The following is a 15,179-nucleotide window of genomic DNA, read 5'->3' on the forward strand; positions in this document are numbered from 1 at the left end:
CGGTGCCGAACTGGCACCGCGCCCCCACCCACTAAACATTTTAACTACCGCCCAACATCAACGATTTATTCATCTTACATCAAATTTTAACGATTTTTTCCAGCCAACACCCACTGGTTGTTTCGTGGTTAACGATGGTCCGGGGGGCGCCTTCCGGCGCTTTCCGTCAGTTATCTCGGATTTTAGCTAATTCCGGCACGGAGCCTCAATTCGACCTGTCGTAATGAAGCGCCGACAAGGCGGACAGGGAGGCCGGTACATGCTCGGAGCGTTGAGCGTCGTGAGTGTCGGGGTAGGGTCGGTGCTGGCCCTCGGAGCAAAACGGTATCCGGAGCGGACCGACGCCCTGGAAATCTGCGCGGGCGCGCTTCTGGTCGTGGGTCTCGGCCTGATGGGCTGGGTGCTGCCGAGCGTATCCTGACGCGAGTCAGTCGGCCGTCAGCGCGGCAGCCTTGGCACGGCGGACGGTGGCGAGGATGCAGTCAGCGTCTGAAGGAAGGCGATCAGGTCCTTCTTCTCGGTTGCCGTCAGGGACAGCGGCTTGATGTCCGGCGACCGGCTCGGCCGATCGATCCCACCCTTGTTGTACAGCTCGATGACGTCTTCCAGGGTCGCGACCGATCCGTCGTGCATATACGGCCCGCGGCGCGCAACGTCGCGCAATGTCGGCGTCTTGAATGCGTACCGCAGCTTCACGGAGGTCGGAAAGAAGCTGCCCCGCCCGATGTCTTTACCCTTGGCAGTACCGATGTCCTGAAAGGATCCGTCCGAGAAGGACGGGCCGCTGTGGCAGGACGAGCAGCGCGCCTTGCCGTTGAAGATTCGAAAGCCGTGCTGCGCGGCCGCGCTGATTGCCGCATCGTCTCCGTTGATCCAGCGGTCGAACGGCGCCTCGCCGGCCAGGATGGAGCGCTCAAAGGTCGCCAATGAGGCTTCGATCCGCGGCCGCGTGATCGCGCCGTCGCCAAAGGCACGGGAGAACGCATCGACATAACCGGGGATCGCCGAGAGGCGGGCAATCAATTCCGGCTCCGTCATGTTCATGTTGGCCGGGCTCTCGATAGGTCCGAATGCGACGGACTCGAGAGTCCTGAACTTGCCGTCCCACCCGAGCGGTTCGATGAAGGCCACGTCGATCAGGGTTGGTGCGCGAAGCGGCAGCCCCTTGGGGTCCTCCCCGATGGCGCGCGGAAGGCCGTCGCCCCAGGACAGCGATGGGTTGTGGCAGGACGCGCATGAGTGCGTCTTCGACCGCGAGAACAGCGGGTCAAAGAACAGCATTTCTCCAAGATCGGATTTTGCCTTGGAATAGGGGTTGCTGCTTGGGAAGGGAACGGCATCTGGCCGGCGATAGCTGGCCCGGACCTTCGCAAGGTCGTCCGGCGTCTCCGTCCCGGTCAAGGCGAACGACAGCCCTGCCGGCAAAATTGCCGCCAGCAAAGCCAGGCTGACCCAAAGCCGCATCGGGGTCCTCAGACGGTATCCTGCTCCATTAGCCCCAAGCATGCTCAATGAAGGTTTAACAATGAGTTGCAAAGCAGCCGGGAGGGCGGCGGATGTCCCACGGGCAGGTTCCGTGGACCGCTCATGGCTGCATCGTCGCAACACGGAACGATGGCCACTCCCCCATGATTGCAGCCGGCGAGATGCTGCCAGCGCGCTATTTGATTTTGATGGGGCGCACCGGGGCGGAGAACTGCTCGGTGCGGTCGCGCTCGGTCATGTCGACGACGGTATCCATCGGCGCGATCAGCTCATAGACATAGGAGACGTCGGTGAAATAGCGCTTCGCCGTACCGCCAAGCGCTTCCGGCGCGACACGGTCGAGCAGAATGAGGCCGAAGTCGCTGTCCGGCCGCCGCGTGGCCTCGCTGGTGTTGAACTCCTCCCAGCGGAAATGGAAGATCGCGTCCGCTGCGTCGCCGTTGACCTCCCAATTGGCGACGATGTGCGGGTGCTTGCCGACCAGCGACAGACCCTCGTCGGAATGCGAGGCAAGCTCGAAGAACAACAGCGACAGCGATTGCGCCGCGCGGGCGCTGACCGTGATGTCGGGGCCGTTCACCGCGATCCGATCGGCATGCGGGATCGATCGCGACTCGAACAGGCCCTTCAGCTTGACGCCCTGCCACTGGCTCTCGCTGAGCAGCGTCACGACATTCGACATTGCGTGGATGCGGCCGATCAGAAGCTCGCGTGCAACCTCGACGTCGGAACCGTGGCGCAGCGTGCGCGTCACGATCGACTGGATCACCGCGAGGATGTTCTTGACGCGATGGTTGAGCTCATCGATGACAGCGGTCAGCCGGCGCTCGAAGCCGATCCGCACCTCGATCTCGCGGCTCAGACGCAGGTTGTTGTAGGCGACATAGCCGAAGAGGCCGCACACAATGCCGGTCAGTGCCAGTCCGATCGCGGCGACGATCGTCGCGGTCTGCTGTGCGCGCATCGTGGCGTTGCTCTTGGCGTAGTAATCCAGTGACCAGTCGCGCCCGCCGAAGGTCACGGTGCGGACCATCGACGGCGCCGGTCCATCCTGGCGCACCGCGCGCGAGGTGACGACGCCCTGCTCGTTGGCGATGAACTCGTCGTTGGAATCGCGCGGGTCCTTCAGCGCCACCGAAAACAGCGAGGTGTCGTCATTGGTCAGCATCAGCGACGACAGCTCGTACGAAAAGGTGATGAAGCCGGCCGGCTCCGACGCATGCTCCTGGAACACCGGGGCGGCGAGCGCGACACCGACCGGGCCATTCTGTCGCAGCAGCGGGATCGGGTCCGACGCAACCGGCTTGGCCTCCGCCATCGCCCGTGCCAGCATCGGCCCGACCACTGAATGGCGATCGAACGCGCGGCCCGGGATGCTCAGGGTTTCCTGATTGCGCGGCTCGACGTCCATCAGCACGTTGATTGGCCGGTCGAGCGCCTTGAGATCGAGCGGCTGGTCATCGAAGTCGCGGATCGACGGGTTGGTGAAGCCGGCGGCTTTCAGCTCCGCCTCAGCCGCCGGCAGCTCAGTCGGCTTCAGCCGCGCAATCCAGGCGGCGACAACGAAATCGGTCTTGAAGGCGTAGATCGCCGAGCGCAGCGGCTGCAGCATGTTGGCCTTCACCGTCGAGGGCGAGCGGAACAGGCCGGAAGCCACCCGTGCCAGCAACTCGCGCTCGGTCAGACGGTCCTGCACCAGGCTGGCGTGGACATCGATCGCCCGCGCCAGCGCGATGCTGTCGAGCGCGAGCTCCTGATCGTGCACACGATAGGCCGCGAGACCGGAAAGCAGCACTCCGATCAGCGCGATCAAGGCAACGATAAAGCCCAGCCGAACCACTCGCTTACTCGGCAATCAAGGGGTGACAGAAGGCGATGGAAGGCATCTGAAGTCTGCGGGGGCGGCGACAAATCAGGGTGCGATGAACGCCAATCGCTGCGGAATATGGAGTAGCGATCATCGGTACGCAACAAGAGCTGCTCGGCAACATTAACGCCGACGCCACTGGCTGATCTGTGGCGACGCCAGAGATTGCTAATCGGCGAACTGGGAAATTGTTCCGGCGATTGCGCAGCTTTTTTGCGGCAAGCAGATCCGCGGACTGCTAATTCCGTCACGCTGGAGAGGCCGCGCAAGCGGCCGGCCCAAAGCGCGACGGGCACCGACCGGGCCGTTCATCCTTCGAGACGCGCGTGCCAGCTCCTGCAGCGACAAAGGCGAAGCCTTTGCGCGGGGGATGACGGAACGGCCCCAGCGGCCGCCACAATGATTAACGGCTAGCCCGCCTTGGCGGCCTCGCCTGCCGCCTGCGACCGAAGGCCGCCCTTGCTCTCGATGAAGCTTATGATGCGGTCGAGGCCGTCACTCTTCTTCAGGTTGGTCATCACGAAGGGCCGCTCGCCGCGCATCCGCCTGGCGTCGGTGTCCATTTTTTCCAGCGATGCGCCGACATAGGGAGCGAGGTCGATCTTGTTGATCACCAGCAGGTCGGACCGCGTGATCCCGGGGCCGCCCTTGGAGGGAATCTTGTCGCCTGCGGCGACGTCGATGACATAGATCGTCAGGTCGGCCAATTCCGGCGAGAACGTCGCGGCGAGGTTGTCGCCGCCGGATTCGATCAGCACCAGATCAAGGTTGGGAAACTTGGCCCGCATGTCGGCGACCGCCGCGAGATTCATCGAGGCATCCTCGCGGATCGCGGTGTGCGGGCAGCCGCCGGTCTCGACACCCACGATGCGATCCGATGTCAGCGATCCCGAGCGCACCAGGAACTCGGCATCCCATTTGGTGTAGATGTCGTTGGTGATCGCGGCGATGTCGTAGCGCTCGCGCATGGCCTTGCAGAGCAGGTCCATCAGCGCGGTCTTGCCGGAGCCGACCGGGCCACCGACACCGACGCGCAACGGACCGTGGGAAGTGGGCATGTCAGAAGCTCTCTCTGTTGTCGTCGCACATCATGACCGGAACAACCTCGTATACTGCGTCTCGTGACGCAAGCTTGCGAGATCGGCGCGGAAGGTCGCGCTGCCGAGATCGTCGAGCGACGCTGCCTCGGCGCGACTTGCAGTCGCCGCGACATCAGGCTCGAGATCGGCCAGCACGCGCTGGCTGTCGGTTTGCCCGAGCGGGATCAGCCGGCTGCCCGCAGAAATCCAGCTCGACACTACCGCGTGGAGGAAAGCGCGCAGCGACGGCGCGAGCCGGATGCCGTGTGCCGCGCTGACGAGGCCGACGGCGACCGGATAGACGATTGGGGTGCCGCACGCCGCAACGATCGCGTCAAGGCCGGGTGAATTCCAGGCCGCCCGCGCAATGTCGATGAAGGCGCGGCCCTGCGTCGTGGTCTCGAGCTGCCGTTCGCGCGACGGTGCAAGCGCAGCAGCGAGCTCGGCGACTACGCTCAATGCGGCATGATCCTGATCGGACACCGCCCGATGGCTCTGCGCCAGCAAGACGCCGTCGCAGAAGCCGCTGCCGTCGGTTAGCATCGCAGCCAGCCAGCCGCGAAGCGATGCGGCGTCCGTGACGTCGCCGGCCTCCACCGCCCATTCGATGCCGCTGGAATAGGAGAACGCGCCGACTGGAAATGACGGCGACAACCACGTCATCAATCGGTACAGCGCCCCCGACTCGCCCTCCGTCATCCCGTCGCTGACCGCGGCGGGAGCCGGCTCATTTGTGGTCATGAGCATGGGAGTGGTCGTGATGGTGATCGTGACCGCAATGGGCGTCGTGGTGGTGATCATCGCCGTGATGATAATCATGGGAATGATGGTGATCATGGCCATGATCATGCGCATGGCCGTGGGCGTGATCGTGCCCGGTATGGCCGTGTGCATGCGGCTCCTCGGCATGCGCGTGGCCAGCATAAGCACCGCCTTCGGGATCGAACGGCGCTTCGATCTCGATGACGCGGGCGCCCAGTCCCTTCACCATCGCCTCGATCACGTGATCCCTGCGGATGCGCAGGCCCTTCGGCATGATCTGCGTCGGCAGATGGCGGTTGCCGAGATGCCAGGCGACTCGGATCAGATGGTGCGGATCGCTGCCGCGGATTTCCACGAGCGGCTCCGGAGCGGCGACCACCTCGATGAGGCGGCCGTCCTCCAGCACCAGCGCATCGCCGCCGCGCAACGCGACAGCGGCCTCGAGATCGAGCAGGAACTCGAGCCCGCGCGTCCCCGTCATCGCCATCCGCCGCCGGTGCCGGTCGTCGAAATCGAGCACAACGGTGTCGGCCGGCAGCTCCTTCCAGCGGTAAAGTCCCAGAACCTTGGTCGCGCGGATCATGCTCGTCTGCCTCGATATCTCGACGTTCGGTGGCTTCATCCTTCGAGACGACGCTTCGCGCCTCTTCAGGATGAGATCTTAGATCCTCATGGTGAGGAGCGCGACGCCGCCGCGCGTCTCGAACCATGAGGCCACTAAACGGGACCACATTAGAACTTCTCGACCTTGCCGTCGCTGATGATCTCGATCACCGTCGGCCCGGTCTTCATTTGCGACGAATATTCCCGCCACACCTTCATGTGCGGTGCGCGAGCGTGCGCGTTGAGATCCTCGCGGCTTTCCCAACGTTCGACCACCACGTAGAGGTTGGGATCGTTGACGCTGACATGGCCGTCATAAGCGACGCAGCCCTTCTCCTTGCGGGTCTCGGCTGTGCAGGCCTTGTGCCCCTTGATGAAGTCCTCGCGGCTCTCCGGCTTCATCGGCGTGGTGGCGATGACATAGATCATGGATTGGCTCCTTGTTCTTCTTGACTAGCGGACGTCGACCTTCTCGGGCGTGATCACCTCGATCTTCGGCGGCGCGGCCATGCATTTCACCGCGACCCGGCCGAACGTCTTCATGTGCTCGGCGGCGCGATGCGGCACCAGCGCCTCGGCATTTTCCCACTGCTCGACGAACACCATCTTGCTGTTGTCGGTGACGCTCTCATGCAGGTCGTAGGCGATATTGCCCGCCTCCTTGCGGGTCTCCTTGATGCAGGCCGTTGCCGCGGCGATGAATTCGGCGCGGGTCTCGGGCTTGATGGTCAGCGTGGCAACGACGTAAATCACGGAAATTCCTCCCGGTTTTCTTTTCTGGCTCGAGTCTTATTTTGGCGCGTTTTCTTTCCGCGAACCGGAAATCCACTTCGCTCGAAAACGCTCTGGTTACCGGGAGCGGTTTTAGAACATAAAGTAACGCTGTGCCATGGGCAGCACCTCCGCCGGCGCGCAGGTCAGCAGCTCGCCGTCTGCGCGGACCTCATAGGTCTCGGGATCGACCTCGATCTCGGGGGTGGCGTCATTGTGGATCATGCTCTTCTTGGAGATCTTGCCGCGGGTGTTCTGCACCGCGTAGAGCTTTTTGCTGATGCCGAGCTTGCGGGCGAGGCCGCCCGCTGCGGCGGCCTTCGACGTGAACACCACCGATGATGCGGTAAGCGACTTGCCGAATGCGGCGAACATCGGACGGTAGTGCACCGGCTGCGGCGTCGGGATCGACGCGTTGGGATCCCCCATCGGCGCGGCCACGATCGAGCCGCCCTTGATGATGCAGTCCGGCTTGACGCCGAAGAAGGCCGGCGACCACAGCACGAGGTCGGCGAGCTTGCCCTTCTCGATCGAGCCGATCAGCTTCGACACGCCATGCGCGATCGCGGGATTGATGGTGTATTTGGCGATGTAGCGCTTGACGCGGAAATTGTCGTTGTCGTTGCCCTTGTCCTGCGGCAGCGCCCCGCGCTGCTTCTTCATCTTGTCGGCGGTCTGCCACGTGCGGATAATGACTTCGCCAAGCCGGCCCATCGCCTGCGAGTCCGATGACATCATCGAGAGCGCGCCGAGATCGTGCAGGATGTCTTCGGCAGCGATGGTCTCCTTGCGGATCCGGCTCTCGGCGAAGGCGAGGTCTTCGGCGATCGAGGGATCGAGATGATGGCACACCATCAGCATGTCCAGATGTTCGTCGATGGTGTTGCGGGTGAACGGCCGGGTCGGGTTGGTCGAGGACGGCAGCACGTTCTTCAGGCCGGCGATCTTGATGATATCGGGCGCATGGCCGCCGCCGGCGCCTTCGGTATGGAAGGCATGGATGGTGCGACCCTTGAACGCCTTCACCGTATCCTCGACGAAGCCGGATTCATTGAGCGTGTCCGAATGCAGCATCACCTGGACATCGTGATCGTCGGCGACCGAGAGGCAGGTGTCGATTGCCGACGGCGTGGTGCCCCAGTCCTCGTGCAGCTTCAGCGCGCAGGCGCCGGCCTTGACCATCTCGACCAGCGCCGCCGGGCGCGACGCGTTGCCCTTGCCCGAGATGCCGAGATTGACCGGAAAGGCATCGAACGACTGGATCATCCGGCCCATGTGCCACGGGCCGGGCGTGCAAGTGGTGGCGAAGGTGCCGTGCGACGGGCCGGTGCCGCCCCCCAACATCGAGGTGACACCGCTCATCAGCGCATGCTCGATCTGCTGCGGGCAGATGAAATGGATGTGGCTGTCGAATCCGCCGGCGGTGAGGATCTTGCCCTCGCCCGCGATCACATCGGTGCCCGGACCGATCACGATGGTGACGTTGGGCTGGATGTCGGGATTGCCGGCCTTGCCGATCGCCGCGATCATCCCGTCCTTGATCGCAACGTCAGCCTTGACGATGCCCCAGTGGTCGACGACCAGCGCGTTGGTGATGACGGTGTCGGCGGCGCCCTGCGCGTTGGTCACCTGCGACTGCCCCATGCCGTCGCGGATCACCTTGCCGCCGCCGAACTTCACCTCCTCGCCGTAGGTGGTGAGATCCTTCTCGACCTCGATGATGAGGTCGGTGTCGGCGAGCCGTACCCTGTCGCCGGTGGTCGGGCCGAACATGTCGGCATAGACGGAACGCTTGGTCTTGACGGCCATGTCAGCCCCCTGCTTCTGTGAGCGCAGCCCTCGCGCGCGCAATGGTGTCGTCGAAAATGCGGTCAAGCCGCGGATTGATGCCCCGGCAACCTGCGACCACCTGCTCGGCCCAGCCTGCATAATCGGCGAGATCGTCGCGCTCGTCCTGGCCTGGATGCGGCACGATCCGCGCGCCGATATTGCTGACCTTGTCGGCGATCTTGATCAGCTTGGCGCCGGGCGTTTTGTGCGGGGCGTCCGCGATCTGCTTTTGCCGGCGCACGGCCTTGGGCAGGTTCATGTCGTCGGTGCATTCGACGACGAGCGAGGCGACGCGCTCGCTGAATTCACGCGCCAGCTCCTCGCGGGTGGTCCCGGTGTCCTCGATGCTGTCGTGCAGCCAGCCGGCCGCGACCAGCTCGGCATCGGCGCCATCGGTGACGGCGGCGAGCAGGTTCGCAACCTCGGCAAGATGGTTGATATAGGGCTCGCTCCCCCGCCCCTTGCGCGCCATCCCGTTATGACGGCGCGCAGCGAACTCGGCAGCTTCAGAGATCAGACGGATCGCGGGAAGCATCGGCTTACGGCGCTCCGTTTCGATAGTACTCGCACTTGGCGCAGGATCGAGAAGCCGTCAACGCTCGGAGCTTACCCCTCTCCCCACCCCTCCCCCGCATCCGCCTTCGCCGAGGCTTCGGCGAACAAGAGGGGGGAGGAAGCCTGACCGACGGGCTCACCTCACGATCAATCACAACGAAACCAAGATCGTCTCTGGCCCGGATCACAGCTTGCCCTTCACCTCGGCGCGGAAGCCGTGGATCACACGCTTGCCGGCGAGTGCGACGAGTTGCACGTCGCGGGTTTGGCCGGGCTCGAAGCGGACGGCGGTGCCGGCGGCGATGTCGAGGCGCATGCCGCGGGCTTTCTTTCGGTCGAATTTCAGCGCCGGGTTGGTCTCGAAGAAATGATAGTGCGAGCCGACCTGGATCGGTCGGTCGCCGGTATTGGCGACCGACAGCGTCACCGTCTTGCGGCCGGCATTGAGCTCGATCTCGCCGTCCTTGATGAAGAGTTCGCCGGGGATCATCTGTCTCTCCTGTCATTCCGGGGCGATGCGCAGCATCGAACCTGGAATCTCGATCAACAATCTCTGGATTCCGGGCTCGGCTTCCGGCCGCCCCGGAATGACGGTTCGTGGCTAGCGGATCGGCTCGTGCACGGTGACGAGCTTGGTCCCGTCGGGGAATGTCGCCTCCACCTGGATGTCGTGGATCATCTCCGGAATGCCGTCCATCACCTGATCGCGCGTCAGCACCTTGGCGCCGGCCTGCATTAGCTCGGCGACCGTGCGCCCGTCGCGCGCGCCCTCGACGATGAAGTCGGTGATCAACGCGATAGCCTCGGGATGGTTCAGCTTGACGCCGCGCTCGAGCCGACGGCGCGCCACCATGGCCGCCATCGAGACCAGGAGCTTGTCCTTTTCACGGGGAGACAAATTCATGCGAGCACTCTGTCGTTCAGGAATTCAGTTGAGCCACAGCCGCGGCAGCGGCGCGGCGGAGGCACGGCTCAGCAGCGTCATCATGTCGGCGCGCAGCCGGGCGGCATCTTGGGCACAGAAGCGCGCCATTGCAAAGCCATTCCAGGCGGAGATGCCGACTTCGCCGCCGAAGCCCTCGGATGCCTCGCGGAGGCGCTCGACCAGAACGGCATCGCCCGGCACGATCAGCGCGGTACCGATCGCTGTACCTCCGCCCGCGACCGCAGGCTTGGCGAGCTTCTTGCCGATCTCGCCGTCGAGACGGACCGTCTCGGCAAACACCAGTCGGCCGCCGCGGCGCATCCGCCAGCGGTCGACGAACTCGCCATGGCGCATGGTCTCGCCCATCGCGGCGCGGCCGAACACCGCGATCTCGCAGAGCAAGAGCGAGGCATCTTCGGCAAGATCGATGTCGAAGCGCCGCTGGATGCGGGCGCGGTCGAACAGGATCGTTTCCTGCGGCAGCCAGGCGAGATGTGCGCCCGTATCCACCTTCAGCGCGATATTCAGCCGCGCGGGCGCGCTCTCATTTTGTTTGGACGCGTTTTCTTCACGCGAACCGGTACCTACTTCGCTCGAAGACGCTGTCGATGCACGATAGACCTTTTCTGCCGCGGCCGTGGTCAGCGTCAGGCGAGCCCCCTCGCCGGCCGTGATCGCGATCTCGAAGTGGTCACCGCCGGCAATGCCGCCGGCGGTGTTGACGAGCATCGCGGACAGGCCCTCGTGCTCCGGTGACGGGAAGCGCACGCGCAGCGAGCCCGACTCGTGCAGATCGCCGCGCCGGGTGACGCCGTCCTTGCTGTGCACGTCGAACCGCACCGTGCCCTGGGCGCGGTTGGCCGCAAACGTCGCCGCCGCTGCACCTGCGATCCCGGTCCGCATTCCCCCAAACGCTCCCTTGCGCGCGCCGCAAGACGCGGCGTCACATCGTACTCACAGCGCCATCTGGCGGCTGATCTCGGCGGGATCGAGGTTCGCGCGGTCGCAGGCATATTTCACCGCACCCCGGTCCATCACGGCAAAACTGTCGCCGAGTTCGCAGGCAAAGTCGAGATATTGTTCGACCAAGACGATCGCGATGTTGCCGAGGTTGCGCAAGTAAGAGATAGCGCGGCCGATATCCTTGATGATCGAGGGCTGAATGCCTTCGGTCGGCTCGTCGAGCAGCAGCAGCTTCGGCCGCATCACCAGCGCGCGGCCGATCGCGAGCTGCTGCTGCTGGCCGCCGGAGAGGTCGCCGCCGCGCCGGCCGAGCATGGTCTCCAGCACCGGAAACAGCGAGAACACGTCGTCGGGGATATTGCGGTCCTCGCGCTTCAGCGGGCCGAAACCGGTCCGCAGGTTCTCTTCCACCGTGAGCAGCGGAAAGATCTCACGGCCCTGCGGCACGAAGCCGATGCCGCGCCGCGCCCTTTCATAGGGCTTCAGCGCGGTGATGTCTTTGCCGTCGAAATTGATCGCGCCGGAGGCGATCGGATACTGCCCGACCATGGCGCGCAACAGCGAGGTCTTGCCGACGCCGTTACGCCCGAGCACGCAGGTCACCTTGCCGGGCTCAGCGGTGAGCGAGACGCCGCGCAAGGCCTGCGCTGCGCCGTAATAGAGGTTGATGTTGTCGACCTTCAGCATCGCTTAACGCCCCAGATACACTTCGACGACCCGCTCGTTCGACGACACTTGGTCGATGGTGCCTTCCGCCAGCACCGAGCCCTCGTGCAGGCAGGTCACCTTGACGCCGAGCTCGCGCACGAAGGTCATGTCGTGCTCGACCACCACGATGGTGTGGTTCTTGTTGATCTGCTTGAGCAGCTCGGCGGTCAGATGGGTTTCGACGTCGGTCATACCGGCGACCGGCTCGTCGACCAGCAGCACCTTCGGGTCCTGCGCCAGCAGCATGCCGATCTCCAGCCACTGCTTCTGGCCGTGCGACAGACTGCCGGCAAGCCGGTTGCGCGCATCGGTGAGACGAATGGTCTCGAGCACCTTGTCGATCCGCTCGGACTCGGCCTTGCTGCCGCGCCAGAACAGGGTGCCGCGCACGGAGTGATCGACATTGAGCGCGAGCAGCAGGTTGTCCTGCACGGTCTGGCTCTCGAACACGGTCGGCTTCTGGAACTTGCGACCGATGCCGAGTTCGGCGATGCGGGTCTCATCGAGCCGGGTCAGATCGACAGTGCCGTCGAACAGCACCGTGCCCTCGTCCGGCTTGGTCTTGCCGGTGATGATGTCCATCATCGTTGTCTTGCCGGCGCCGTTCGGACCGATGATCGCGCGCATCTCGCCGGGCTCTAGCGTCAGCGACAAGTTGTTGATGGCGTGGAAGCCGTCGAAGGAGACGTGCACGCCGTCGAGATAGAGCATGGCCGAGGTAGCGCGGGTATCCATCACGTTCATGAGCCTACTCCGCCATCTTCGGCGCGCCGACGCCGTCTTCGCGCGCGGCACTCTCGGCATCGGGCGAGCTGGGCTGCGCCCTCCACGGCTCCCACCAGGAGTTGAAGGTGCCGACGATGCCCTTGGGCAAGAGCAGCGTGACCAGGATGAACAGCGCGCCCAGCATGAACAGCCAGTACGGCGCCAGCGGCCCTGAGGTGAAGTAGGTCTTGGCGTAGTTGACGACGATCGCGCCGATCGCCGCACCGACCAGCGTGCCGCGGCCGCCGACCGCGACCCAGATCACGGCCTCGATCGAATTGCCCGGCGCGAACTCGCTCGGATTGATGATGCCGACCTGCGGCACATAGAGCGCGCCGGCGACGCCGGCCATGCAGGCCGACAGCGTGAACACGAACAGCTTGTAGGATTCGACCCGATAGCCGAGGAAGCGGGTGCGGCTCTCGGCGTCGCGCACCGCGATCAGCACCTTGCCGAGCTTCGAGGTCACCACCGCGCGGCAGATCGCGAAAGCGACGATCAGCGCGAGGCAGCTCAAAAGGAACAGCGCGCAGCGCGTGCCCTCGGCCTGGACATTGAAGCCGAGGATGTCCTTGAAATCGGTCAGGCCGTTGTTGCCGCCGAAGCCGAAATCGTTGCGGAAGAAGCCGAGCAGCAGCGCATAGGTCATCGCCTGCGTGATGATCGAGAGATAGACACCGGTGACGCGGGAGCGGAAGGCGAGCCAGCCGAAGCAAAAGGCCAGCAGGCCCGGCACCAGCAGCACCATCAGTGCCGCGAACCAAAACTTGTCGAAGCCGTACCAGTACCAGGGCAACTTGTCCCAGTTCAGGAACACCATGAAGTCGGGCAGGATCGGGTTGCCGTAGACGCCGCGGCTGCCGATCTGGCGCATCAGGTACATGCCCATGGCGTAGCCGCCGAGCGCGAAGAACGCGCCGTGGCCGAGCGAGAGGATGCCGCAATAGCCCCAGATCAGATCGATCGAGAGCGCCAGGATGGCGTAGCAGACATACTTGCCCCACAGCGCCACCAGATAGGTCGGCACGTGGAACACCGAGCCCTGCGGCAACAGCAGGTTCGATAGCGGGATCAGCACGCCGAAGCCAGCGACGATCAGGATGAAGCTGGTCGCGGCGCGGTCCAGAGAACGGGTGAGGATGTGCGGGCTCATGCTTCCACCGCCCGTCCCTTGAGCGCGAACAGGCCGCGCGGCCGCTTCTGGATGAACAGGATGATCAGGACCAGGATCGCGATCTTGCCGAGCACCGCGCCGGCCACCGGCTCCAGGAACTTGTTGGCGATGCCGAGCGTGAAGGCGCCAACCAGCGTGCCCCAGAGATTGCCAACGCCGCCGAACACCACGACCATGAAGCTGTCGATGATGTAGCTCTGGCCGAGATTGGGGCTGACATTGTCGATCTGCGACAGCGCCACGCCGGCAATGCCGGCGATCCCTGAGCCGAGCCCGAAGGTCAGGGCATCGACCCGCGAGGTGGCGATCCCCATCGAGGCCGCCATGCGCCGGTTCTGCGTCACCGCACGCATCTCGAGTCCGAGCGCCGTGTAGCGCAGCATTGCAAGCAGGATGGCAAACACCGCGAGTGTGAAGCAGAGAATCCAGAGCCGGTTGTAGGTGATGGTGATCTGGCCGAGTTCGAACGCGCCGCTCATCCAGGAGGGATTGCCGACCTCGCGGTTGGTCGGCCCGAACATCGTGCGCACCGCCTGTTGCAGTACCAGCGACAGGCCCCAGGTCGCCAGCAGGGTTTCCAACGGCCGGCCGTAAAGGAAGCGAATGATGGTGCGTTCGATCAACACGCCGATGCCGCCCGCGACCAGGAACGCGAGCGGCACGGAGATAAACAGCGAATAGTCGAACAGAGCGGGATAGCGGCCGCGGATCACCTCCTGAACCACGAAGGTGGTGTAGGCGCCGAGCATCACCATCTCGCCATGGGCCATGTTGATGACGCCCATCACGCCGAAGGTGATGGCAAGCCCGATCGCAGCGAGCAGCAGCACCGAGCCTAGCGAGATGCCATACCAGGCGTTCTGCACCGCCGACCACATCGCGAGATTGTTCTGGATCGAGGAGATCGCGGAGCTGGCAGCTTTTGCGACCAGCGGCGGCTGATCGGTGCCGACGTCATTGAGCAGCGCCAGCGCCTCCTGGTCGCCGCGCGCCTTGATCACGGCGACGGCGTCGAGCTTGTCGCTGTCGGAGGCATCGGACTTGAACAGGATGATCGCGGCGCGCGCCTCGGCGAAGGCCTGCTTGATCGATTTGTTGGTCTCCTTGGCAAGCGCGCTGTCCACCGTCGGCAGCAGGTTCTCCTCGTGGCTCTTAAGCACAGATTGCGCGGCAGCGAGGCGCTTGGCCGGATCCGGTGACAGCAGCGTCAGGCCGCCGAGCGCCGCCGCTATGGTGCGACGCAGGCGATTGTTGACGCGGACGTCCGCGACGTTATCCGGCAGCTTGTCGACGGCGGCCCCCGTTGCGGCGTCGATGATCTTGCCGTCGCTCCGCGTGACGAACACCTTCTTGGTGTCCGGGTCGGCCGACAGCCGGCCATCCTGCAGCGCGCCGAGGATCGCCGACGCCAGCGGATTGCCTGAGGATGCGACCTCGCCGATCGCCGTCTCCGTGTCGGAGAAGTCGTCATTGGCGAATTTGGCGACCGAGTCCTCGAACGGCCCGGCGAGGGCCGGGACGACGAGGCAGGTCAGCAGCAGAATGGATAGCAGCAGCGCGCGAACGCGATCAAAACAATAAACAAGCACGTCGATAACCCCGGCAGGAGTGTGAGGAGAAGGCGGCGAGCGATGCCGCCTTCTCCAGTGTCTTGGAAGGTCGTGTTGTGTCGTGGATCAGCTCAGAAGTTCC

The 15,179-nt window shown here is 64.3% G+C and carries 17 protein-coding genes; 1 reads left to right on the forward strand and 16 read right to left on the reverse strand.

All coding sequences use genetic code 11. The features are described from left to right. Nucleotides 1–259 precede the first annotated feature (259 nt). On the forward strand, nucleotides 260–421 hold the full coding sequence (locus P6U25_RS33640; RefSeq protein WP_407149026.1) for a hypothetical protein: 162 nt from the start codon (nucleotides 260–262) through the stop codon (nucleotides 419–421). A 17-nt stretch (nucleotides 422–438) separates the two neighbouring features. Here the strand turns inward: P6U25_RS33640 and P6U25_RS33645 are convergent, their stop codons facing one another. From P6U25_RS33645 to urtB, 16 genes are all read right to left on the reverse strand, one after another. Next, entirely contained in the window at nucleotides 439–1,464 is a 1,026-nt protein-coding gene (locus P6U25_RS33645) for a cytochrome-c peroxidase (protein ID WP_407149027.1), read from the reverse strand. A gap of 196 nt (nucleotides 1,465–1,660) precedes the next feature. After that, entirely contained in the window at nucleotides 1,661–3,325 is a 1,665-nt protein-coding gene (locus P6U25_RS33650; protein WP_407149028.1) for an HWE histidine kinase domain-containing protein, read from the reverse strand. Between the two features lie 437 nt (nucleotides 3,326–3,762). Continuing rightward, nucleotides 3,763–4,410: an urease accessory protein UreG gene (gene ureG / locus P6U25_RS33655; protein WP_407149029.1), complete on the reverse strand. Its 648-nt coding sequence runs from the start codon at nucleotides 4,408–4,410 to the stop codon at nucleotides 3,763–3,765. A 30-nt stretch (nucleotides 4,411–4,440) separates the two neighbouring features. Next, nucleotides 4,441–5,178 (reverse strand): urease accessory protein UreF, encoded by a 738-nt coding sequence (locus tag P6U25_RS33660; protein WP_407152687.1) that lies wholly within the window; start codon nucleotides 5,176–5,178, stop codon nucleotides 4,441–4,443. After that, nucleotides 5,159–5,776, reverse strand: a complete 618-nt coding sequence (locus P6U25_RS33665) for an urease accessory protein UreE (protein ID WP_407149030.1) — start codon at nucleotides 5,774–5,776, stop codon at nucleotides 5,159–5,161. Before P6U25_RS33665 ends, P6U25_RS33660 begins: the two co-directional genes overlap by 20 nt. A gap of 149 nt (nucleotides 5,777–5,925) precedes the next feature. Beyond that, a complete protein-coding gene (locus P6U25_RS33670) occupies nucleotides 5,926–6,225 on the reverse strand; it encodes a putative quinol monooxygenase (RefSeq protein WP_407149031.1) in 300 nt (99 codons plus the stop codon). 24 nt (nucleotides 6,226–6,249) lie between these two features. Next, complete coding sequence (locus P6U25_RS33675) at nucleotides 6,250–6,549, reverse strand: putative quinol monooxygenase (protein ID WP_407149032.1); 300 nt, start codon at nucleotides 6,547–6,549, stop codon at nucleotides 6,250–6,252. A gap of 111 nt (nucleotides 6,550–6,660) precedes the next feature. After that, entirely contained in the window at nucleotides 6,661–8,376 is a 1,716-nt protein-coding gene (gene ureC, locus P6U25_RS33680) for an urease subunit alpha (RefSeq protein ID WP_407149033.1), read from the reverse strand. A 1-nt stretch (nucleotide 8,377) separates the two neighbouring features. Then, nucleotides 8,378–8,932: an HD domain-containing protein gene (locus P6U25_RS33685; RefSeq protein ID WP_407149034.1), complete on the reverse strand. Its 555-nt coding sequence runs from the start codon at nucleotides 8,930–8,932 to the stop codon at nucleotides 8,378–8,380. 204 nt (nucleotides 8,933–9,136) lie between these two features. Then, on the reverse strand, nucleotides 9,137–9,442 hold the full coding sequence (locus P6U25_RS33690; protein WP_016847280.1) for an urease subunit beta: 306 nt from the start codon (nucleotides 9,440–9,442) through the stop codon (nucleotides 9,137–9,139). Between the two features lie 111 nt (nucleotides 9,443–9,553). Beyond that, the gene (locus P6U25_RS33695) at nucleotides 9,554–9,856 is read right to left on the reverse strand and encodes an urease subunit gamma (RefSeq protein ID WP_407149035.1); all 303 of its coding nucleotides are present in this window, start codon (nucleotides 9,854–9,856) and stop codon (nucleotides 9,554–9,556) included. 24 nt (nucleotides 9,857–9,880) lie between these two features. Further along, nucleotides 9,881–10,780: an urease accessory protein UreD gene (locus P6U25_RS33700; protein WP_407149036.1), complete on the reverse strand. Its 900-nt coding sequence runs from the start codon at nucleotides 10,778–10,780 to the stop codon at nucleotides 9,881–9,883. A 51-nt stretch (nucleotides 10,781–10,831) separates the two neighbouring features. Then, entirely contained in the window at nucleotides 10,832–11,527 is a 696-nt protein-coding gene (urtE, locus tag P6U25_RS33705; protein WP_280982619.1) for an urea ABC transporter ATP-binding subunit UrtE, read from the reverse strand. Between the two features lie 3 nt (nucleotides 11,528–11,530). Next, a complete protein-coding gene (gene urtD / locus P6U25_RS33710) occupies nucleotides 11,531–12,292 on the reverse strand; it encodes an urea ABC transporter ATP-binding protein UrtD (protein WP_407149037.1) in 762 nt (253 codons plus the stop codon). A 4-nt stretch (nucleotides 12,293–12,296) separates the two neighbouring features. Continuing rightward, complete coding sequence (gene urtC, locus P6U25_RS33715; protein WP_407149038.1) at nucleotides 12,297–13,466, reverse strand: urea ABC transporter permease subunit UrtC; 1,170 nt, start codon at nucleotides 13,464–13,466, stop codon at nucleotides 12,297–12,299. Next, a complete protein-coding gene (urtB, locus tag P6U25_RS33720) occupies nucleotides 13,463–15,043 on the reverse strand; it encodes an urea ABC transporter permease subunit UrtB (RefSeq protein WP_407152688.1) in 1,581 nt (526 codons plus the stop codon). The genes urtC and urtB overlap by 4 nt, the downstream gene beginning before the upstream one ends. Nucleotides 15,044–15,179: the final 136 nt, after the last annotated feature.

The sequence above is a fragment of the Bradyrhizobium sp. ORS 86 genome (assembly GCF_045571475.1).
Lineage (GTDB): Bacteria > Pseudomonadota > Alphaproteobacteria > Rhizobiales > Xanthobacteraceae > Bradyrhizobium.